The 22,701-nt window shown below is 40.9% G+C and carries 21 protein-coding genes and 1 pseudogene; 14 read left to right on the forward strand and 8 right to left on the reverse strand.

Going from position 1 to position 22,701, the window contains the following annotated elements:
- Window position 1: 1 nt before the first annotated feature.
- A complete protein-coding gene (locus tag V7L12_RS24620) occupies window positions 2-541 on the reverse strand; it encodes a GrpB family protein (RefSeq protein WP_335088333.1) in 540 nt (179 codons plus the stop codon).
- Window positions 542-656: 115 nt separating this feature from the next.
- Between V7L12_RS24620 and rpmI the strand changes: the two genes are divergently transcribed.
- The 6 genes from rpmI to V7L12_RS24650 all read left to right on the forward strand — a co-directional run bounded on the left by rpmI (window position 657) and on the right by V7L12_RS24650 (window position 5,512).
- Window positions 657-854, forward strand: coding sequence for a 50S ribosomal protein L35 (gene rpmI / locus V7L12_RS24625; protein WP_335088335.1), 198 nt, complete (start codon window positions 657-659; stop codon window positions 852-854).
- A 19-nt stretch (window positions 855-873) separates the two neighbouring features.
- Window positions 874-1,230 (forward strand): 50S ribosomal protein L20, encoded by a 357-nt coding sequence (gene rplT, locus V7L12_RS24630; protein WP_104908268.1) that lies wholly within the window; start codon window positions 874-876, stop codon window positions 1,228-1,230.
- 12 nt (window positions 1,231-1,242) lie between these two features.
- Window positions 1,243-2,058, forward strand: a complete 816-nt coding sequence (locus V7L12_RS24635; protein ID WP_335088337.1) for a transporter substrate-binding domain-containing protein — start codon at window positions 1,243-1,245, stop codon at window positions 2,056-2,058.
- Window positions 2,059-2,141: 83 nt separating this feature from the next.
- The gene (locus V7L12_RS24640) at window positions 2,142-2,666 is read left to right on the forward strand and encodes a tetratricopeptide repeat protein (RefSeq protein ID WP_335088339.1); all 525 of its coding nucleotides are present in this window, start codon (window positions 2,142-2,144) and stop codon (window positions 2,664-2,666) included.
- Window positions 2,667-2,840: 174 nt separating this feature from the next.
- On the forward strand, window positions 2,841-4,823 hold the full coding sequence (locus tag V7L12_RS24645; RefSeq protein ID WP_335088341.1) for a primary-amine oxidase: 1,983 nt from the start codon (window positions 2,841-2,843) through the stop codon (window positions 4,821-4,823).
- A gap of 119 nt (window positions 4,824-4,942) precedes the next feature.
- Window positions 4,943-5,512: a peptidylprolyl isomerase gene (locus V7L12_RS24650; RefSeq protein WP_335088342.1), complete on the forward strand. Its 570-nt coding sequence runs from the start codon at window positions 4,943-4,945 to the stop codon at window positions 5,510-5,512.
- 72 nt (window positions 5,513-5,584) lie between these two features.
- On the opposite strand, the gene mutS is transcribed toward V7L12_RS24650, so the two are convergent.
- The 3 genes from mutS to V7L12_RS24665 form a co-directional block, all read right to left on the reverse strand.
- The gene (gene mutS / locus V7L12_RS24655) at window positions 5,585-8,179 is read right to left on the reverse strand and encodes a DNA mismatch repair protein MutS (protein WP_335088344.1); all 2,595 of its coding nucleotides are present in this window, start codon (window positions 8,177-8,179) and stop codon (window positions 5,585-5,587) included.
- A 487-nt stretch (window positions 8,180-8,666) separates the two neighbouring features.
- Entirely contained in the window at window positions 8,667-9,137 is a 471-nt protein-coding gene (locus V7L12_RS24660; RefSeq protein WP_335088346.1) for a tellurite resistance TerB family protein, read from the reverse strand.
- 164 nt (window positions 9,138-9,301) lie between these two features.
- Window positions 9,302-9,493, reverse strand: coding sequence for a hypothetical protein (locus tag V7L12_RS24665; protein ID WP_335088348.1), 192 nt, complete (start codon window positions 9,491-9,493; stop codon window positions 9,302-9,304).
- A gap of 261 nt (window positions 9,494-9,754) precedes the next feature.
- Between V7L12_RS24665 and V7L12_RS24670 the strand changes: the two genes are divergently transcribed.
- Entirely contained in the window at window positions 9,755-10,135 is a 381-nt protein-coding gene (locus V7L12_RS24670; protein WP_335088350.1) for an endonuclease domain-containing protein, read from the forward strand.
- A gap of 126 nt (window positions 10,136-10,261) precedes the next feature.
- Here the strand turns inward: V7L12_RS24670 and V7L12_RS24675 are convergent, their stop codons facing one another.
- Window positions 10,262-10,516, reverse strand: coding sequence for a hypothetical protein (locus V7L12_RS24675; protein WP_335088351.1), 255 nt, complete (start codon window positions 10,514-10,516; stop codon window positions 10,262-10,264).
- A gap of 177 nt (window positions 10,517-10,693) precedes the next feature.
- Here V7L12_RS24675 and V7L12_RS24680 point away from each other — a divergent pair, with 177 nt between their 5' ends.
- From V7L12_RS24680 to V7L12_RS24700, 5 genes and pseudogenes are all read left to right on the forward strand, one after another.
- Window positions 10,694-11,131 (forward strand): hypothetical protein, encoded by a 438-nt coding sequence (locus tag V7L12_RS24680; protein ID WP_335088352.1) that lies wholly within the window; start codon window positions 10,694-10,696, stop codon window positions 11,129-11,131.
- Between the two features lie 238 nt (window positions 11,132-11,369).
- Window positions 11,370-11,786 (forward strand): element excision factor XisH family protein, encoded by a 417-nt coding sequence (locus tag V7L12_RS24685; protein WP_335088354.1) that lies wholly within the window; start codon window positions 11,370-11,372, stop codon window positions 11,784-11,786.
- On the forward strand, window positions 11,774-12,109 hold the full coding sequence (locus V7L12_RS24690; RefSeq protein ID WP_335088356.1) for a XisI protein: 336 nt from the start codon (window positions 11,774-11,776) through the stop codon (window positions 12,107-12,109). The genes V7L12_RS24685 and V7L12_RS24690 overlap by 13 nt, the downstream gene beginning before the upstream one ends.
- Window positions 12,110-12,212: 103 nt before the next feature.
- Window positions 12,213-12,509: pseudogene (locus V7L12_RS24695) on the forward strand (hypothetical protein); the annotation flags it as partial.
- Between the two features lie 1,192 nt (window positions 12,510-13,701).
- Window positions 13,702-14,871 carry a PAS domain S-box protein gene (locus V7L12_RS24700; protein ID WP_335088358.1) on the forward strand — a complete coding sequence of 390 codons (1,170 nt, stop codon included), beginning with the start codon at window positions 13,702-13,704 and terminating at the stop codon, window positions 14,869-14,871.
- A gap of 30 nt (window positions 14,872-14,901) precedes the next feature.
- Here V7L12_RS24700 and V7L12_RS24705 read toward each other — a convergent pair whose 3' ends face one another.
- Window positions 14,902-15,591, reverse strand: coding sequence for a CPBP family intramembrane glutamic endopeptidase (locus tag V7L12_RS24705; protein WP_334821543.1), 690 nt, complete (start codon window positions 15,589-15,591; stop codon window positions 14,902-14,904).
- A 727-nt stretch (window positions 15,592-16,318) separates the two neighbouring features.
- Here V7L12_RS24705 and glpK point away from each other — a divergent pair.
- Both glpK and argC read left to right on the forward strand, forming a co-directional pair.
- Entirely contained in the window at window positions 16,319-17,833 is a 1,515-nt protein-coding gene (gene glpK, locus V7L12_RS24710) for a glycerol kinase GlpK (protein ID WP_335088459.1), read from the forward strand.
- Window positions 17,834-17,983: 150 nt separating this feature from the next.
- Entirely contained in the window at window positions 17,984-18,979 is a 996-nt protein-coding gene (gene argC, locus V7L12_RS24715) for an N-acetyl-gamma-glutamyl-phosphate reductase (protein ID WP_335088360.1), read from the forward strand.
- A gap of 91 nt (window positions 18,980-19,070) precedes the next feature.
- Here the strand turns inward: argC and V7L12_RS24720 are convergent, their stop codons facing one another.
- A complete protein-coding gene (locus V7L12_RS24720; protein WP_335088362.1) occupies window positions 19,071-20,069 on the reverse strand; it encodes a DUF1350 family protein in 999 nt (332 codons plus the stop codon).
- Window positions 20,070-20,244: 175 nt separating this feature from the next.
- Window positions 20,245-22,665 (reverse strand): hypothetical protein, encoded by a 2,421-nt coding sequence (locus V7L12_RS24725; RefSeq protein WP_335088364.1) that lies wholly within the window; start codon window positions 22,663-22,665, stop codon window positions 20,245-20,247.
- Window positions 22,666-22,701 lie beyond the last annotated feature (36 nt).

The following is a 22,701-nucleotide window of genomic DNA, read 5'->3' on the forward strand; positions in this document are numbered from 1 at the left end:
ATCAATGGCTTTGGTTTTTTTCCATATCCTCATTCCGTGCTTTGACCATCAAAGCACGGATATAGTCATTTTTACGATTCGTATAAGCTTCGCCATCGCTCCGAAAACTTGCCGCCAAATCGCGTTTTAGAACTTCATAGCGTTTCGCCTCTTCAGGATGCTTTCTCAAATAGTCGCAAAATAGCTTGCGCTCCCAAAATTCGCTGTCAATCTCGACTATGGGAACATGATGAGTACGTTGCTTTCCGTATGGCGGCATTCCTTTAACAAAAAACATTCGTCCAGGATGCGGGTCTTCATACCAATAAACATATCCCAAAGATTCTAAAGCCAAAATAGCAGATTTTGCATCTACTAAGGAACGCACTCCCACCATGATGTCAATAACTGGTTTGGCTGCCATTCCTGGTACTGCGGTACTACCAATATGTTCAATTTCTATAACTAAATCATTGCCTAGTGCCTGCCAAATCCGCTCGGCTTCTTCTGTAAACAAAGTCGCCCAATGTGGGTCATATTCAACTATATTGACCTCATCCATAAGTGAAGCTAAGTTGATCTACAGCGATCGCCGTTGGCTAAATCCTTTATTTAATTGCAGTTATAGCAATTTTAATAGTATATAATAATGGATCGTGTCGAATCAAAGCTAGACCATGCCTAAACTAAAGACTCGTAAAGCCGCGGCAAAAAGATTCCGTGCCACCGGTAGCGGCAAAATCGTCCGTCGTAAAGCGTTCAAAAGCCACCTTTTAGAACACAAATCTTCTAACAAAAAACGTGGTATGCGCCAGAGTACGCTTGTACACGAACGCGATGAACTTAACGTGCGCTTGATGCTCCCATATTTGTAAGTATTTTAGGAAATAAGTTATGACTCGGGTAAAACGCGGTAATGTAGCTCGCAAACGCCGCAATAAAATTCTCAAACTAGCTAAAGGTTTTCGCGGTTCCCATTCAACTCTGTTTAGAACTGCCAACCAACAAGTGATGAAGGCGCTACGGAGTGCCTACCGCGATCGCAAAAAGAAAAAGCGCGATTTTCGTCGCCTGTGGATCGCCCGCATCAACGCTGCTTCCAGGCAACACGGCTTGAGTTACAGCCAGTTGATCGGTAACTTGAAAAAAGCTGATATCCAACTAAATCGCAAGATGTTGGCGCAATTGGCAGTCCTCGATCCAGCTAGTTTCGGCAAGGTTGCTGAATTGGCAATTCAAGCTAAAGGATAAAGGTGGTAAGGGATGTATAACAGATGTAACAAATTGCAAGTAATTACTCGGTTACATCTGGTATTATCCGCCACTATCTTTTGGATTTTTTGCTTTTCTCTAGTGGGGACAGGATTAACTGCATCTGCTGCCGAAATGTCAGAAATTCAGCAGCGGGGCTATTTAAATGTTGCGGTGAAAGATAACTTGCGTCCCTTGGGATTTAAAGATGACAACGGGAATTTGCAAGGCTTAGAAATTGACTTGGCCAAGCGTTTGGCAGTTGACTTGGTTGGTAAAGCCGAAGCTGTAAAATTCCAACCTGTAGCGAATCGCGATCGCCTGTCTATAGTCTTAGACAAGAAAGTTGATTTTGCGATCGCTAGAGTCACAGCAACCGAGTCACGCGCCCGCATAGTTAGTTTCAGTGTTCCCTACTATTTGGATGGCACTGTATTAGTTACAAAAGATGCTTCTGTGCAGCAGTTGAGTGATTTGTCAAAACAAAAAATTGCCGTGCTCAACAACTCCAGTACCATTGCTAAAGTGCGGTACTATCTGCCAAACGCCGAGTTAGTAGCAGTGGATTCCTATCAAGAAGCGCGAGAGGGAATAGAAAATAATACCGCAACAGCCTTTGCCGCAGATGCTAGTGTTCTAAGCGGTTGGGTACAACAATATCCTCAATATCGGTTACTGCCAACTAAGTTATCAACTGAACCCTTGTCTGTAGTAATGCCCAAGGGATTGCAGTACGATGAGTTAAGACGAAATGTGAATCAAGCGATCGCTCGTTATTTAGAAAAAGGTTGGCTCCAGCAACGCTCTCAATATTGGGGTTTACCGTAAATTGGTCATTAGTCATTAACGAATAACCAAGGACAAATGACAAATGACAAATAACAAACTTTATAATATTTGTATTTGCAGCAATGGATAACAGTCTAGCCGTTGTTTATCTCTCAATTTTGGTGGTTTTACTCACACTTGCAGCCGTGAGTGTTTTTCGCCAGATTTTCAAAACTCGCAAGGTTGAAGGCTCTTTTGCAAAGTTGCGAAAGAAGTTAGAGAAAGAAAAGGGTACGACTCAAGAATATTATGAGTTAGCCAGTATTTATTCAGAAAAAAAAATGTATTCTCCAGCGATCGCGCTATTTCAAAAAGCTCTGAAAGCTGCCGAAGAAGAGGAAGAAGCAAATATCGCCCCCGTCTACAACGGGCTAGGCTATGTTTATTTTACCCAAGAGCAATATGACTTAGCAATTCGTCAGTACAAAGAAGCTCTCAAATCTAAACCAGACTACGTGACAGGATTAAATAATCTCGGTCATGCCTACGAGAAGAAAAAATTAACTACTCAGGCGTTACAAAGTTACGAAGAAGCACTCAAGTTTGCTCCAAATAACTCTATTGCTAAACGTCGTGCTGAATCTTTACGCCGTTTGGTTTCGGCGTAAGATAATGTCCAGGTAATTAAGCATAATACCTAGAACCCCACCCCGCCAAAGCTGTGCTTTAGCGGGGTGGGGTTCTTTTATTATAATTAATTTAGCTTTAGCCTCTTAATTTATCGGTTTTCAATCTTAGGTTTGGAAATAGATAACTATAAGTCTTTTGTAAAAATGTAAAAGATGATTAAGCGGCTCAAGCGTTTTTTATGGCTAGCTATTGCCATCATTGTTGTCATTTCTTTCTCACTCGGATTAATGGAAACATTGACGGCTCAACAGCCTTCGATTTCCCATCCTCTCACTTCGCTAACCGAGTCAGAAATTAGCACAGCTGTTTCGGTCATTCAAAGAGAAAAAACTTTGAGCGAAATGGCAGCTTTTCCACTTATTGCTTTACAAGAACCAGATAAAGAAGAAGTTCTAAATTTTACACCTGGTAAAGTCTTTGGGCGAAAAGTTTTTTTGGTAATCTATGAACGTTCAGAAAATAAAACCTATGAGGGAATTGTTGACCTGAGAAGCAAAACTTTAAGTTCTTGGAAAGAAATACCGTCTGTTCAACCTGCGATCGTTAATTCAGAATATGAACTAGCAACTCAGGTGGTTAAAGCCGATCCGCGATGGCAAAAAGCGATGCAAAAGCGGGGAATTACTAATTTTGAGCAAGTCAAAATTAGTTGGTGGGCACCAGGAATTCTGAGTGAACAGGAAGAAGCAACAGGTAATCGTCTTTGTCGCGGCTTATCTTACTACAAAGGCAAAAGCTGGAACTATTACGGTAGTCCGATTGAAGGAGTCTTAGCAACAGTCAATTTGAACACGGGTAAAATTGCCAGTTTTGTTGATAAAGGAAACATACCTTTTTCTCAAGAAAACTGGGATTACGATGTCAAATCATTGGTTAAATTACTGTCACCACTTAAAGCATTGAAAATCCTTCAAACTAATGGTAGAAGTTTCCAGATAAAAGACAATGAGATTAGCTGGCAAGGTTGGAATTTTCGCTATTCAATGCATCCTCGTAATGGATTAATGCTCTACCAAGTGACGCACAAAGACGGGGAAAATATTCGACCAGTTTTATACCGCGCTAGCCTCTCAGAAATGGTAGTACCTTATGGCAATCCTGAGCCTACTTGGTCGTTCAGAAATGCCTTTGATGTTGGAGAATACAACTTAGGTCTACTAGCAAATACGATGGAATTAGGTAAAGAAATTCCTGAAAATGGCTTGTTGCTAAATGCTGTATTTGCTAATGAGCAGGGAGAACCTTATCAAATACCAGGGGTTATCGGTATCTACGAGCGTGATAACGGAATGCTGTGGAAACACTATGAATATAATACTCAGCGTAATGATGTCCGTCGCAGTCGAGAATTAGTGATGAAGATGACGGTAGCCATTGACAACTATGATTACAGTATCAATTGGCTCTTTCACCAGGATGGGACTTTGGAAGTCCAAAATGAATTAACGGGTATTATACTGGCGCAAGGAACAGCTGCCCAAAAGCAATCTGATGATGATTCTTATGGTCGGCTAATTGCTAAGAATATCTTTGGAGTAAATCACCAGCACTTTTTCAACTATCGTCTAGATTTCGATATCGATGGCCAGGCTAATTCTGTGATGGAAATGAATGTGAATGCTTTGCCGATGAATGAGAAAAATCCTTTAGGAAATGCGATCGCAGTTGCAGAAACGCCACTAGCCAAAGAAACGGCTGCTGTGCGCGATTTAGATATGAAAAGCAGTCGGGAATGGATGATTGTCAGTGCAGACAAAAAGAATGTTTTAGGGGCTGCACCTGGATATATGCTGATGCCTGAAGGAAATTCCATCTTTTTCCCTGTAGAAGGCTCAAAAATCCGGGAAAGGGCAGAATTTGCGACTCATCATCTCTGGGTAACAAAATATAAACCTACTGAACTTTATGCTGGGGGAGATTATCCCAACCAAACTCAACCCGGACAGGGTTTGCCAAAATATATTGCAGATGATGAGTCTTTGCTGGGTGAAGATATTGTACTGTGGTACACAATGGGTGTAACTCATATTCCGCGCTCGGAAGATTGGCCTGTGATGCCTGTTCACCGAGTTGGCTTTAAGTTAGTCCCTAGAGGATTCTTTAGCCGTAATCCAGCGATAAATTTGCCAGAGTAAAATATTCGTTTTCTCAAGTTTCCTTAGTTTAGTTTTTTCGTAATCTGTAAACCTGTAACTTGAATGCTGATAAGCTTATCGTAGGTCAAAAACTGGCAATTTTCAAAATAGGATACCTCATGAATTTTCCAGAAATTAATATTCCCGGTGATGGAACACTGCACGCTCGTTTAATTACTTCCTTGGGTGAAATTGTAGTTCGTTTGGAGGAAGAACGAACTCCTAACACCGTCAAAAATTTTGTCGGTCTAGCAACTGGAACAATCGACTGGAAAGACCCTAAAACTGGTCAATCTGGTAAGGGAACTCCAGCTTACGATGGGGTTCGCTTTCACCGGGTTATCCCTGATTTTATGATTCAGTGTGGCGATCCTCTGAGTCGTTATTTGGATACGGCCAGCCGATGGGGTACTGGTGGGCCGGGATATCAATTTGAGGATGAGTTTCATCCTGAATTGAGACACACAGGTGCAGGTATCCTGTCGATGGCTAATGCGGGACGCGGTACTAATGGTTCGCAATGGTTCATTACAGAAGCACCAACACCTCACCTTGACAACAAACACAGTGTTTTTGGTGAAGTTGTCCAAGGTCTAGATATAGTCAACAAGATTGCTAATGTGGCTACAACTAGAGATCGTCCGAATCAAGAAGTGGTGTTACAAAAAGTAGAAATTTTTCGCCAGTAATTAACACCTCGGTTTGTAGTAAGTACTTTAGTGCTGAAAAAATAAGGACTAAAATTCTTACTACGAACTTGCTTACCCATCAAGATTTTGCAGTCCCATCGCAATCTTACTGTGTTTTTCAATTTGCCCCATGACTTGTTTTGCGCGTTGAATAACTACGGCTGGTAAACCCGCCAATCTTCCCGCTTCAATTCCATAAGACTTATCAGCACCTCCTGGTTGAACTTGGTGCAAAAAGATAATTTGGTCGGGTAATTCTTTCACTGTCACCTGATAATTAGCCACATTCGGTATAATGCTAGCCAGTTCATTTAACTCGTGGTAATGCGTGGCAAAAATTGTGCGTGACCGAATATCCACTGCTATATATTCTGCCACTGCCCAAGCGATGGAAAGACCATCAAATGTCGCTGTCCCGCGACCAATTTCATCTAATAGTACCAACGACCTAGATGTAGCATGGTTGAGAATATTTGCGGTTTCATTCATCTCCACCATGAAGGTAGATTGACCAGTTGCTAAATCATCTACTGCACCGACACGGGTGAAAATGCGATCGCATATTCCCAATCTGGCTAATCTAGCTGGTACAAAACTACCAATCTGTGCCATTAACTGAATCAATCCCACCTGACGCAAATAACAACTTTTGCCACTGGCGTTTGGCCCAGTAAGAATAATCAAATCGGGACTGTCATTTGTTATTTTTTCTTCGTCATCTGCTAATGACTCTTGACCCAATTGCGTTGAATTCGGCACAAAGAAACCCGCAGGTAAAGACTGTTCCACCACCGGATGACGACCATCAACAATGTTTATCTCCCTTCCTGGCAACATTTCGGGACGACAGTAACCTTGATGCACCGCCAACTCAGCCAAACCACACAACACATCCGCCGCCGCTACTGCACGAGACAGATTGCGAATTACTTCCGCCTCTTGTGCTACCTCTTCCCGCAACGCCGTAAAAATCTCATATTCCAACTGATTTAAATCATCTCGCGCTGTGAGAATTCTAGCTTCTCGTTCCTTTAAATCGGGGGTGATGTAACGTTCCTCATTGGTCAGAGTTTGCTTGCGGATATAGTTAGCGGGTACTTGGTCGGCTTTGCTGCGAGAAATACTGATGTAATAACCAAAGGTTTTGTTAAATCCTACCTTCAGTGTGGAAATTCCTGTCTTAGCTCTCTCATCAACTTCCAAGTTGGCAATCCATTGCTGGTCTGCTTCTACAGTCGCCTTCCTTTCATCCAATAGGGGATTTACACTGGGGCGAATTAATCCGCCTTCTTTAATTAGTATGGGTGGCGACTCTACAAGATGTAAGTGTAACTTTTGTGCCAATTCTTCCAACACACTTGGGACTTTCTGCAAAGCTTTCAAGAAAGGAGAACGCGTCTCAACTACTAAGCTGGATAATTCTGGTAAACGTGAGAGGGAATCTGCCAAAGCTACTAAATCTCTAGCATTAGCTGTACCAGAACCCGCCCTTCCTGTGAGGCGTTCCAAATCATAAATTTGCCGTAATAACTGCCGCAAATCTTGACGCAGGGGCGTATTTTCCATCAATTCTTGGATGGTATCTTGTCGCGCCCGAATGCCTTTAATATCGAGTAGGGGTTGCAACAACCACCGCCGCAAAGCACGCCCACCCATTGCTGTACTAGTTTTATCTAACGCCCAAAGTAGGGAACCGTGAAAAGTGCCATCCCGAACGGTTTGGGTAATTTCTAGGTTACGGCGGGTTTGATTGTCAACAATTAGGTAGTCGGTGACAGTGTAGCTGCGAAGTCTCTGGAGGGTGACAGGGTTTTCTTTTTGAGTATCTTCCAGGTATTCCAGAAGACCGCCGGCTGCACGAACGGCGAGAGGAAGATGATCGCAACCGAGTCCTTCGAGCGATCGCACCTTAAATTTCTGCAATAATCTAGGTCTAGCTTCTCCTTGAGAAAAGGGAAGTTGCGATCGCAAACTATAACAAAATGATGGTGGCAAACATTGGGGAAGATGTGGCGAAGTTTCTCCCGGACGCAGCAAACTACCTAAATCAGGCGCATTTGTCGGAACTAACACCTCTGAAGGTTGCAAGCGCATTAATTCTTGTGTCAAATGTTCTAAATCACTACCTTGAGTGGTGAGAAATTCACCTGTGGAGATGTCTGCATAAGCTAATCCCCAATGATTTGCGGCAATTACTACTGCTGCTAAGTAATTATTGCGACTGGATTTGAGCATTCCCTCTTCTAGCAAAGTGCCGGGTGTAAGAATGCGCGTTACCTCCCGCCGCACCAATCTCCCAGCAGCTTCAGAAGCATCTTCCACTTGATCGCAAATTACCACTGCGTAGCCTTTTTCTACTAGCATCGTCGCGTAGCGTTCCCAAGCGTGATGCGGAACACCAGACATCGCCACCCGTCCCTGTTCCCCAGCTTGCTTACTAGTGAGAACTAATTCCAATTCTTGCGCTAGTTTTACGGCATCTTGGAAATAGCATTCAAAGAAATCTCCTACCCGATACAGCAATACCGCGTGAGGATATTTATCCTTTGTCTCGACATAATGCAAGTACATTTGACTTAGCTTACTGCGATCCACCTGTTGATGGTCAGAAATAAAAGTACTTGCATCGGGCTTGGTAGATGGAGTTTCGGAGTGAGAGGCGGTCATAGATGCTATCGAGTTATGCACGAAAATTCCACAAGATCCGATAATAACGTGATGTGAAAGTTGAATGGCAATCGCTCAAGGATATTTTACCTTTATCTGAAAAATGGTGGTGCGTAATGACTGTGGTTAGCATAACTAATTATGCGGACATGATATTATACCATTTCACGAAATGATTGATACAAATGATTTGTCTCTAACTCTTTCCCCCTGCTGCCTATTTGTATCAACCTTAAAGTGAAATGGTATTACATCTCTACAAGGGTTCTGGATAACTCTACAAATTTATCAATTCAGCTTTTTGCTGATTTTTGTCTAATTTCTAATTAGTGCTCTATCAGATTAATTTTGATAAAATGCAAGATTCCCAACTTCTTCATGAAGCCGGGAATCTGAACAACTTAACTCAAACAAAATTATTTCATATTCTAAATTAGTAACCCCAAATTAAAGATGGTAGATGAGTGAGGTTGCAATTCAAAAAAGATTACTCCTCTTCTTCCTCTTCTTCCTCTTCTTCCTCTTCAAACACTGCGTCTATAAGTTCTTGTGCGCGTTCGTCTGAAATATTTAAGGCTTCTTGAAGCTCAGAGATATAATCTTGTTCACTTTCGGGTACTTCTTCATCAATCCCTACTACTAAGATAGCTGTGATGTATGCAGCTTCACGATAATTTTTATTGGGTAAGGATTCGATGGACTGGGCGATTAAATCTTCTGGTTCTTCTTCTTCAATCAAGCTGACGACTTTTTCGTTCAATTCTTCAAAGTCTTCTTCAGAGTAATCTTCAAATAAGTCAACCCGACCGAGAAATTCACTCAAAGTATATTCTTCTGTTGAAGAAATACCTTCACCATCAGCAGCTGCGGAAAACAACCCAAGGATTGCGATCGCAACTTCTGGTTCTAGAGCAACTGAACTAATACTACGGCCTTTGGGCAACTTGCGTTTAGACATAATTATCCTCTAAAAGTTACGTGATATTTCAGGAAGTCATACCTTGTGGTCTATAATTCTTCCTCGATTTATGATTCCCAAAAGAATGCAGAAATATACATTGGGATGAATCTTTTTTTCATAAAAAATACGCAGAAAATATATTCATCTGCGTATAAAAACGGTTAAACTTGCTTAAACTCGGCAGTATTTTCCTCTCCCTGCTGGGCAAAATGCTCTGCTGCTGCTACAACCTGCACAAAGTCAGCATCTAGCAATTCTGTATTCGCTGCTAATATCTCTGGTTCTTCCCCGCTAGGGCAATCTAGCAGGGTTTGAATTAGCTGATTATAAGCGTGTAAACGCTGTTCGTTCATGAGCAGGTGTGAGTTAGACGCATCTTGATGAAGCTTCAACGATATTATCCTCAATTTCTGAAAAATGAGAGGTAAAAAGTTTTAGATCCTCGTTAAAAAGGCTACGGTGTACACGCAAGTTATTGAATTACCCCTCCCTAACCCTCCCCTTTACAAGGGGAGGGAACTAGATAGATTTTCCAATTTCCCCCCTTTCCAAGGGGGGATTAAGGGGGGTAATCCTGGGAATAATAAGCACATTCCTGGAATATGAAAACGCTGATGACAAAACTGTATAACCAAAGCTCAGAAAAGCACAAACGGCAAACTCTCAGAAACAATATGCCCCCATCTGAAAAAATAGTTTGGGCAAAACTTAGAAATCAACAAATTGAAAGCTGTAAATTTCGCAGACAATACAGTATTGACAGATTTGTAGTGGATTTTTATTCTTCGGAATTGAGACTTGCCATAGAAATTGATGGTGATAGTCACTATCAAGATGGAGTTCCAGAATATGACCGCGATCGCCAAGCGTTTTTGGAATCAAAAGGTACAAGGATTTTGAGATTTACGAATCCAGAAGTTTATCAAGATATTGATGGTGTGGTGGATAAGATTAGGGAAGTTATTTGTAGGTTGCGGGAAGTTACCCCACCCTAACCCTCCCCTTATAAAGGGGAGGGAACTAGATTTCTTTTTTCCCCCCTTTATAAGGGGGGTAATTCGACTTGTATGTACACCGTAGCTTATAAAGGGGAGGGAATTAGATGTTCTAGTTTCCCCTTTCTAATGTTGATTTGGGATTCGCATTTGTTGATTTGGGGTTCGCATTTGTTGATTTGGGGTTCGCATTTGTTGATTTGGGATTCGCATTTGTTGATTTGGCGTTCGCATTTGTTGATTTAGCGATCGCATTTGCTGATTCGGCGATCGCATTTGCTGATTCGGCGATCGCATTTGTTGATTTGGCGTTCGCATTTGTTGATTTGGCGTTCGCATTTGTTGATTTGGCGTTCGCATTTGTTGATTTAGCGTTCGCATTTGTTGATTGCACTTATTCTCAAACAACAAATCGATATGAAAAATGAGTAAGAATACAGACAAACTCGTAATTATTTCGTTGAAGTTTTAAGGAAATAAATCCACAAAACTACCCATCTCAGGCAAAAGGATACTCCACTATGTTGAAAAAGGAATTCTTAAAAAAAAGGATATCTCATGTCTTTAAGAACTCGTGGTTCTGCTGCTGTTGACAAAGCCCAACTTCGTCTCGCCTTGCTTAAATCCATTGATGAAAATCTGGATTTAGGACATGGATTAACCATTGAAGCCTACAACCACCTCGTTAACACTACCCGTGCGACGTTAGAAGCTCATAACACCCTTGTATCCAATCTTGAAGAATCGCGTAAAACAATAACCCAGATGGATAAAGCCCTCTCCGAAATGTCTGAACGAATGCTAAGTGGAGTTGCAACTATTTACGGCAGAAACAGTATACAGTATTCCAAGGCTGGCGGCTCTAATGGAAAAAGAAATAAACAATCTAGTTCAAAAGTTGCTCCAGTTGTAGCGGTTCTTGTTACTCAACCTGCTCAAGCTGCAATTGCGAATGCGTCAACTAACGGTAACAGCATAACTCCTTTGCTGCAATAATCCACTTTTTGCATAAATCTAGTGCCGTGTAAAGCCTAAATTTGTGCATTAAATGTAAGTTGGGTTGACGTAAGGAAACCCAACATAAATTATGTTGTTGGGTAAGGCATTGCCTCAACCCAACCTACGTTTAATCCATCTGAATTTTATAGTGGCGATGTCTACAACGGGCTATTCGGCGTCGCCCTTGTAGAAGAGTCCGATATCATTAGTGTCAACTTAACTATAATGCGATATTATGCCAGCAAGAGATATCTTTCACAACGCAGTCAAAAAAGGACTAGAAAAAGAAGGGTGGAAAATTACCCACGATCCCTTACCCGTCAGTTTCGAGTTAGGAGATATGTATATAGACTTAGGTGCGGAAAAAATTTTAGCAGCAGAAAGAGAGGGTGTAAAAATCGCTGTTGAAATTAAAAGTTTTTTTAAAACATCTGCGATTTCTGAATTTCACACAGCTTTAGGACAGTTTATTAACTATAGATTAGCATTATCCGAACAAGAACCAGACCGAACTCTTTATTTAGCAGTTCCCATCGATACCTATACTTCATTCTTTACTATCAGACTTGTACAAAACATTATCAAAATATATCAGCTTAAATTGATTACTTATCAGCCTGTAACCGAGGAGATTGTCGAATGGATAAACTAAAAAAATATCAAGAAATAATTCAGCAACTTCTCGAACAATATGCTGCAATTTCTAGTCAATACTCAGAAGTTGAAACTCAATTAATTTTTGACACAGAACGCCACCACTATCAACTTGTAAATGTCGGCTGGAAAAACCAACGTCGTGTCTATGGTTGTTTTATACATTTAGACATCAAAGATGGTAAAGTTTGGCTGCAACACAATGGAACAGAAAATGAAGTAGGAGAAGATTTAGCAAATTTAGGTATCCCCAAGCAGGATATTGTCATCGGCTTTCATTCACCATTTAAGCGCCAATTTACAGATTATGCTGTAGGTTAAATATCAACAATCAACTAATTAAATAAAAACTCTTTATACTTTTATATCAAGACCTAAGAAAGGTGATATCTACGATGGTCACTGAGCTTGCCGAAGTGCGGGCTACGCCTCTGGTTTGTACTGGTACACTGATATAGAACAAGCCAAAGCTGCTGCTAGAACCAGTGGTAAACCCATTCTATCTCTGCGGTTATTGGGTAGCCTGGATCAAGATTTGAGTTGTGCTAATAGTAGGTTTTTCAGAGTAGCGCTGTATCCGAATGTTGAAATTTCTAAACTGCTTCAAGACCCCTTGATTTTGCATTGGCAATCAGTGCGCCCTGTACCCAAAGTAACTATTGATTTTGGCGACGGACGTAAGTTGGAGCGAACGATTACAGGCAATAGCATTCATTATATAGGAGTGTGAAAGCACTCAATGAACAAGTATACGCCCAACTATTTTTAACTCCTAGTTCTGACCCTTGGTTCAGGCTTTTTCCCAGCGACAGCTACAGCGCCATTGATAATGATGGCATTCGTTAAGCTAATAAACTCATGTAAGTAAAAAGGAGTGACGAGATTTTATAGCCTTGACACCTCACCCATCACTCCTTATAACTTGCGCGTTGATTAGCTGTTACGCATTGTTAAATTACACCAGCTTACTACTTCATTTATCCTCTAACTAAAGAGGCGGATAATTATTAACTTGATATGTGCTTTTCTATACAATTCTTTTTAACTTATTAATATCTATCTTTTCAATTCTAGATACTATGAGTTCGACTATTGCTTGTTCTCACTAGTTTTACTCGTTACCTGTGCCAGATAGTTTCATAATGAATTTGAAAATCGAAAGGCTCAGGTTCCCAACTTCTTTAAGAAGTTGAGAATCTGGTTGTGAATTTTATTAATAGGCAACGTATTCAGAATCACAAATAAACTTAACTTAGATTCTATGTCTTTAGTAGTAGTTGCTTGATTCTTGTGATGGAAGTTGGGGAAAGTCTTATCAGTTATTCTTAGTAACAATGGAAACAATTATCATTAGCACTAAATGATTCATTGGAGGAATGACAAAGCGGGTTCAACAATAATAGTCAGAAATTAAGGTTGAGATGTAGGGTTTTCCAACTGTGGTATCTGCTCTTTGCTAGTCATCATTTTGACTGGCTTATCAGTTTAGTCAAAAATTAGCATAATCTTAGATGGCAGATTTGGCACTCGTATTTAGCTGAGTTTACAGAATTTTCCCACCAAAGGTAGAAGTAGTACTTAGCAAAATTCCGTAGAATTTATTATAAAAAAACATCTGAGTGGCGAAAGTTATCAATGGACACTTTGTAATTTGCTAGATTCAATTTACTTTGAGCATCTAGATTGAATGCGACACGTGTCATTTAAAAACTGGCCCATCTGGAGCGACTGTAGGATATAAATTGTATAAAACCTAAAATAATGTAATTTTATAAGTTCAATTGCATAAAGATTGTAGTTTACAAGCAGTTAAATTTATTACTCAGTAAAATTAGGAATGCTGCAATTTTTTCAAGGATTTACTTAGTAGATTTTTTTGCTCAACCTCTGCAAGCAAGTAGTGGGAATTTAAGGTGAACATAGAAAAATTTATCCAACGCGCAGAAGTATTGCACAAGCGTTTAGCAGATTTATACCAAACTGCTAGTGTACTACCTTGGATTTCCCCGGATCTGCTACCGCAAGCTTTTAAGGAACTCTATAACACCTCAAAGATAGTACAGTTAGCGGCGGAGGAACTTTATCAGCAAAACGAGGAACTAGTAAAAACACGAGATTGGTTAGAGGCAGAACGCCAACACTACCAAGATTTATTCGAGTTGGCGCCAGACGGCTATTTAGTGACTAATAGAGAAGGAATCATCCAAGAAGCTAACCTCAGCGCAGCTAAGTTGTTGAATGTTTCAAAGCATTTTTTAGTAGGCAAACCAATAGTTAACTTTGTTCTTCTAGAAGAACGTCAGCAAGTTTGTAACGAACTGATGCAGCTATCGCAATCAGACAGAGTTAGAGAGTTATTTGTACGTTTGCAGCAACGTTATGGCAAGTTCTTTGATGCAGCTTTGACAGTGGCAGTTATCCGCAATCACCAAGGTAAGGCAATCTCTCTGCGCTGGATGCTGCGTAATATTACTGAGCGTCAGCATTTAGAATCAGCAATAGTCAAGGGCGACAGTGACATCTTCAACGATCGCCCCATACATAAATATGTTAGAGGAGAAACTATTCTCCTCAACCCATTGGTAATTTGGTATGTTTCTCAGGGTTTGGTCAAACTCAGTACCTACTGCGAAACGGGTGAAGAAGTGCTGATAGGATTGGCAACAGCAGGAATGGTTTTTGGTTCTAGTTTGACATCTTTAAACATTTACCAAGCAACAGTCCTAGCTGATGTTGAGTTGGTGTCAATTTACACGGTAGAGATAGCAGCTTCTCCAACACTTAGCCATACACTTCTACCAAAAATTAATCACCGATTACAGCAAACAGAATCTTTTTTAGCCATTTGTGGAAGACGGCGAGTACAAGAACGCTTCCACCATCTATTACAACTTTTGAAACGAGAAGTGGGTGAAACTGTATCAGAGGGAACTCGCCTAAGTGTTCGCTTTACTCACGAAGATATTGCTAGCGCCTGCTGCACCACTAGGGTAACAATCACACGATTGATGGGCAAATTACAAGAAGAAGGTATAATTAGTTTCGACTTAAAAAAACACATTATATTGAGAGATTTTGATTAATTAGTTCGCTAGAGATTGATTACATTTTTGTTAAGCAAAGATAAGTTGCCAGCCAATCAGGAAAATTGCTATATCTGCAAAAACATGGCTGATGTATCCAGGCCAAATCGAGCAATAATTTAAGTAGCACCATGACCAAACCGCCCCTGCTATAAATACCCCCAAAGAGCATAATGTTGTCGCACGCCAGTCGAAATAAGCTGCCAAACCAACAACGTGATGAATTGTAAAAAATAGTGCAGATAGTACTACAGCTAAAGGACTTGATACCAAAATTTCACATTTACGATAGACAAACCAACGCCAGACAAATTCCTCAAGCAAAGAGTTGACAAATATCCAATATCCTGAACCTACTAAGTAAATCACAAAACTGTTCAATCCAACTTGCGTTGCTCGATTGCGAACATATTCAACATCTATCCATTTTGCGCCCAGCAGCCAATAAACAATCAAGATGATGCCTAGCATTAATAACCCTAATCCGACTCCAGCTAACAAATCACGTCTTTTAGGATATTCAAATTTTAAATTCTCTTTATCGACAAATAACAACCAAATAATGGGTAGTACCAACAACCAGATTTTAGATAATAAAGCTACTAAATGTCCTTTAGTTCCAGGGAGCATATACAGTTGAGTTGTAATCCCAATACTTGGAACTGGCACAAGCAACAACAGAGCTAGTAGTGCATTTCGATTTTGGTTAGGTTTTAACATGCGAAAATATTGTTGTATTTCGATGATTTGAACTCTTAAACCACATCTATTTTGAGAACCATAGTTTTGATATCAAGTTTGGGTGATTACTTATAATAAAATCTATCAATGTAGGTTGTGTTGTAGCTTGCTTCTCCGTAGGGGTAAGGTAGTGAAATCCAACATTAACAAGGATAAAATGTTGGGTTTTGTTCCTCAATCACAGATATTACAAGGGTTTAACCTAATATGATATTAAACGTAGTGGAAGCATCTTGATACCATCTAGAAATAGCAGACATTTTGCCCACAATACTCCAAGTTTCAAAATGGATGAGGTTTACTATTACTTTTTATATTCAAACTATAAAACTTGAGTATCATAATCAGACTTGAATATGGTGACACTTTGTCCGTTGTCACATACATGTCACATAAATTTAATACTAAAACTTGGATGAATATGTGTGTAATATTCCCTCGATCGCAGCATTTTTATAATGATTTCCTGTGCCGATCTACTTACACATAATTAAAATGCACAGGCTGCTGCAATGTTATGAAGGATATGGGATTTGAGGCGGACAATTAATACCCATCGTCCTAAGTATAGCTTTTTGTCAAATCCTAGTGTTATACAAACAGGGAATTCCAAATGTACCTAAAATAATGTATATCTGATTGAACGCGTATTCCTAAAATTGCGATACTTATGGCGGGCTACGCCTACGCAGCATTAAAAGCGGCTATGCACACATTTGGCAAAAAAACTCCATCATTGGGCTACATCTTAGCACTGGATTTAGGTACGACAGGCAACCGCGCCTTTGTATTTAACGCAGACGGCAAGATTGTTGGGCAGGCATATAAAGAATTAACTCAGTATTATCCTCAGCCAGGATGGTTAGAACATGACCCTCAACAAATCTGGCAGGATACCTGTTGGGTGATGCAAACCGCAATTGAAAATGCCCAGATTGCGCCATCAGCGATCGCCGCCTTGGGACTAACTGTACAGCGCGAAACCTGTTTGATTTGGGACAAAACTACTGGTAAACCACTCCATAGAGCGATCGTCTGGCAAGATCGCCGCACTGCTCCCCTTTGCAACCAGTTACAAGAGCAAGGCTACGCTAATGAAATTTACGATCGCACCGGATTAATCATTGATGCTTACTTTTCTGCTACCAAACTCCGATGGCTATTAGACAATTTTACTGATATTGACCTGAACAATGTTTTAGCAGGTACTATTGATAGCTGGGTGCTGTGGAACCTCACAGGTGGAAAAGTCCATGCCACTGACCACAGCAACGCCAGCCGTACAATGCTAATGAATCTCAAAACCTGTGAATGGGATGAGATTTTACTGGATCTATTTCAAATTCCGGCTGATATTTTGCCCCAGATTCAGCCGAGTTTAGGAGTATTTGGAGTCACTGATGCGACTTTATTAGGCGCTGAAATTCCCATTACTGCCATTTTGGGGGATCAGCAAGCGGCTCTATTTGGTCATGGCTGCGATCGCCCCGGCTTGATGAAATGTACTTACGGTACTGGTAGCTTTTTGGTTGCTCACACAGGGAATCAAATTGTGCGCTCGCATCATCAACTCATTTCTACGGTGGCATGGACACAAGCAAATACCAGCGAGACTTTAGATGTCGGTTACGCCTTAGAGGGCAGTATGTTTACTACTGGCGCTTGTATCCAATGGTTACGCGATCGCCTCAAGCTGATTAAAACTGCTGCTGAAACTGAAGCGATGGCCAATGAAGTAAAAGATAATGGCGGAGTCTATTTTGTACCAGCATTTAGTGGACTGGGCGCACCCTACTGGGATATGAGCGCCAGGGGAGCCTTTTTCGGCATTACCGCCAGTGTACAACCAGAGCATCTAGTTCGGGCTGTGCTGGAAGCGATCGCTTATCAAGTTCTGGAGGTGGTGCAAGCAATTAACGCATCTAGCAGTACTCCAGTTGGGCGATTAACCGTAGATGGTGGTGCTTGCGAGAATAATTTTTTGATGCAGTTTCAAGCTGATGTGTTAGGTATTCCAGTTGAACGAAAGGTAATGCGCGATACGACCGTTCAGGGTGCAGCATTTGCGGCAGGTTTAGCTGTAGGATTTTGGGAGAGCTATGAAGCACTGGTGGAGCAACGGCAAATTGAGCGTGTGTTTGAGCCGAAGAGTGATTTCCCCTTGTCCAACTTTGGTACTTGGCAAAAAGCAGTGAAACGTACTCTAGCTTGGGAGGAGTAGCCCTTAACGAAAATTATAATTCATTAGACATCTGGTGAAAAAATAGAGACATAGTACTACTAAGTCTCTACAAGGTTTCTGGATATATCTATTTAGCAGAAGTCAAGTAAGTATTAATCAGTCAAAATATCACTCACATATAACAAGCGCATGACTACTAAACCGAAGATTTTCATTGATGGGGAATCAGGAACCACAGGCTTACAAATTTACTCACGCCTGAACCAACGTGATGATATCGAGTTAGTTAGCATTGAAGCATCTAAGCGTAAAGATGCAACTGAGCGAACCAAACTAATCAATGCTGTTGATATTATCATTCTCTGCCTGCCTGATGATGCAGCCCGCGAAGCTGTTAGCTTAGTTAGTAATACTAGGGTTAAGATCCTTGATGCTAGTACTGCCCATCGCACAGCTAAGAACTGGGTATATGGTTTCCCTGAACTAAACCCAGGACAGCGAGAGAAAATCGCCAGCGCCCAGTTTGTCAGCAATCCGGGCTGTTATCCCACAGGATTTTTAGCTTGTATCCGTCCGTTGATTGCCAAAGAACTCCTAAATAGTAATTTTCCGATCACCGTTAATGCAGTGTCAGGTTACTCTGGTGGCGGAAAGAATCTCATTAAACAGTACCATACCTTCCATGAACAGCAAGCCGGGGCAGAGTCGCTCTACCCTTATGGCATCTACGGTTTGCAGTTTGGGCATAAGCACGTCAAGGAAATGCAGCAGTATTCGGGGTTAACATCACTGCCGCTGTTCGTACCAGCAGTGGGAGATTTTGAGCAGGGGATGCTAGTACAAGTACCTTTGCCACTGGGAACTTTGGATAATCCACCATCAGGTAAGATTATTCATCAAGCGATCGCTGATTACTACCAAAGTGAAAAGTTCGTGCAGGTTGCTCCATTCCAAGATTCTAGTCTGCTGAGAGACGGAACATTTCTGGATGCGATGTCTACGACGGGCTACGCCTACGCACTGAATAATACCAATATTGTTCAGGTTTTTGTATTCGCCAATGACACTACCAAAGAAGTGTTGCTAGTTGCTCGTCTTGACAACCTGGGTAAGGGCGCATCAGGAGCCGCAGTCCAAAACCTAAACATCATGCTCGGTTTTCCAGAAGAATTGGGATTGTCATGAAAGAGAGTTAGGGAGTGGGGAGCAGGGGAGCAGAGGAGAAATTGCAGTAAGTTTTTCCTCTCTGCCCCATGTGCCCCATGTCCAATGCCCATTATCTCGATTTTTCTTTCAGTTCCTCAAGCAATTGAATTACATTATGCTCAAATGCTTTGTTTCGTTCTTGAACTGACTCAATTAACGGTTTATCAAAAAGATTAACGACATACTTCGCTAGCTGAATACCTAAAGGTCTTAAATGTCCACCTGCTACAGTTTTCCGAAAATCTTTAGGTGGCTTTTGCAGAATATTAGTAAACCATTCACAGGTTGATTTAGCAATATTGTCTGATTTGAAACAGACTAAACCCATGATATTAAATAGCCCACTATCCTTAATTAAATGCTGGGTTTCTTCAACAGTTGGTTTCACACCCCAACCAAGATTATCGATGATATCCGCTAAAAATTGAGGACGAATTGCGCTCCCTGTGTCAGCAATAGCAGGAGCTAAGAGGATAGAAACCTGTCCTTTAATGAAGACACTGTTAATATTGATATTCTTATGCACATAAGTATAAATTAATTTTTTAACTTCATCCTTTTTTCGCGTTAGTTCATCAAAGAGAATGTTAATATCTGCAATAACACTTTCTATCTGTGACTCATCCGAAGTTTTAAATACTAGATTCCGTAGAAACTGCTCTCTATCATGAGCGTCTGAAGGTAGAGCAGTAAATCCTTCTAACAGCGAGATATATTTACAGCCAAGGCTATGTCCAATCCAAGAAAAGTTCTTATCATTTAGATAGGCTTCATAATCATATCCTGCAACACTTGCCATTTTCACAAGCTCTGGCAGAATTTCATACTGTTCTCTCATGAGAAAACCAGCTTCTACATAATGGTTAAAAGTAAAATTAAACGGCAAAAGAATAATTGTATATCCCTGCTCAAATAAAGATTGAAGCAGATAACGATAAAAAAGCATAGGGGCAAATGTACCAAAGAAAGCCCCGGCAATAAATTGAATTACTCCTTTAGGCTTTAGATGTAGAGCAACCCAACTGTGAGAAACTGGTTTAAATCTCAGTTTTAGATTCATATTTACCATGACTTATTTGTAGGTATATGCTGAATATTCAAACTGAAGTTGCTACTTTTCGGATTCTTTAAGAGATATTTTTGCCAAACTGTGATGCTTCGGTGAACAAGCTGCGATCGCCTCGTTACCAAACAGCCTGAACTCTCCTAATGGCGTTAATTCCACTAGTTAGCGGTGGTTAAAACTATTTCACCTTAGCGCGGAAGCGGACAAAACCATAAGAATTAGCTGGTGTACCAGATCCAGTGGCTGCGGGTATATTGGGAAAACTTGGGACTGTAATATTGACCACTACTGCTCCATTGGTGTTAGTACCGCAGTATGATGGTGTTCCTGAGTCATTAGCTGTATAAAAACGCCCGCGATCGCTATCTGCTACATTAGTAAGATAAAGCGTAGGTGTAGTAGAACCAATAGCTAGGGCAATTCCTCGATCCGCTCCTGGCAAGCCACCATCACTAGGAGTCATACCATTAAAAGCAGTAGGAATAAAATTAACATTAGTCGGAACTAAGTCACAGAATTTCACATTAGTCGCATTACCAAGACCATTGGAAAGAAAATAGATGGTGTATTCTAATTCGTCCCCTAGTTTGACTATCCCAGCATTAATTAATCCCCGCAAGTAACCAAGTGGCCATGGTTTATTGCTATCATCATCAGTGTCATAGAGAGATGACACATAATTGGCAGCACTGGTAGGAACGTCACTACGACCATCCACAATGTCGTTTAAATATTGGTTATTGATACGCGTGATCCGTTTAATTAAAAGTAGCTTGGGTTTGCTAACTGTGAATGGCATAGTCACAGTAGCAGGTGTGGGATCTTCTTTGCCTGCTGCATCTACACCTGCTACTGTAAATGTAACCGTTATTGCACCATCATTTGGATCTAATGTTAGCTGAGTTGGATCGTAATTATTAATGACTTGGTTCGCTGTCACAGCTACGTTATTGTAATAAAGTATCCCATTTGTTGGCAGACTAGTAATCTTGAAACTTTTGCCAACACTAAAGTTGCCATCTTCAGGGTCAGTAGCTGATAAAGTGGGTACTTGCGATTTATTGGTTCCCCCTGGATTTGTTTGTGAAGATGCAGTGACGTTATTAGTATCAGGTAACTGCTCAATCCCAAAGTCCTTACTAGAGATGTTTGTGCCAGTATTAAAACTAGCCGTCGTCAATGGGCTAGTATTAACCCAGTTAGAGGGAAGCGATGGTGCAGGGGCAGTATTACCTATTGTGCCAGCAGTTGTACTTAAGAGAATTTTAACGTTGCTTTGATTCAGGGGAACATCAAGAAAGGTATAAGTACCATTTGCAGCGACAGTTGTTGTTTTTAATACTTTATTGTTAGAATCCACAAGAATAGCATTTAATAACCCACCTGCATTAGTGCCAGTTTCCGAGCCAGTATTGATATTAGTAAAAGTATTGTTAGCGCTATTGTCGGCATCATCCCAAACCTTGCCGCTAAGGAAATCATCATCATATATAGTATAGTTGGAAGCGACTGTTGGGGAATTACCACAAGTCATTGTTGAACTGGCGAAAAAACTAGATGAAGTTTGTATGGTGAATATGATTGTCCTCACACCTTGAGGAACGTTGTTATTAATGACAGTAAAAGGAATGGTAAAAACACTAGTAGCATCACTACCATCGTAGTTACCCGCAGGAATAGTGATATTAAAAGTGGATGTGTGTGATGTTGTATCGTAGTCTGTACCTAAAACTGCTGTACCAGAGACGGAAATCGGAACACTGATCCCCCCAGTTGGGACTAAACCAACGATTCTGAGTTTAGGGGGGTTAGTTGTAGGGGTAGTTTCCGATTCTGCTGCACCACCAGAACTCGCTGTAAACTCAAGCACCGGTTTACCAGCAAATTGCACGTCATCAAGGAAGTTACCTACAGTATTGTTCCCGCCCCCTGTGGAAACGGCCGCAAATCCTACAGGTCGATTACCAGAAGCACCAGTGTAAGGAACAGTGCCATTGTATCGCACCCAGCCATTTCCAGCATTATTGTTAGTTACAGTAGGAATAGTTGCACCATTCTGTGCTACGGGTTGTGCTGTAACTGTCCCATTGTTAGTTGTTGAAAATTTGCCAAAAACAGTTGCTGTTGGATCAGTATTTAGTCCAATTAAAAAATTTGCTACATCAGCAATAGTTGCACTTGACCGCCCACGGTGTAGAAGAGAGAATGTGATCGTTTCATCTTTAATTAGGCATATATTCTGATACAACTCGGAAGCTTCTTCAGCATTTAACTCCGCAAATTGATTTCCTGCACTAGTTGCTGTGTTAACACCATTAAATCCTTTTGTCCAAATTTCAATGATGTGACCTAATGTAGTGAAACCATTAGTTGTACAAGAAGCTGTACCTTGCTTGGTACTATGGGTTGTTGTCCATCCGGGGATCTGACTTTCATCCACTTGAATGTAACAACTATTACTAAAAACAGGTTGTTCAAAACTGGGATTTAAGAACGATCGCTGAATATATTGAGCTTGTACTAACGTAGGTTGAAGTACTAATGTTGCACTCATCAGCCCCCAGCCCAACGCCTGAAAATTTTGCCTTAAGTTTTTCACTAGTAAATCACCATAAAATAACTTTTAAAAAATGTT

Source organism: Nostoc sp. (assembly GCF_036918245.1).
Lineage (GTDB): Bacteria > Cyanobacteriota > Cyanobacteriia > Cyanobacteriales > Nostocaceae > Nostoc.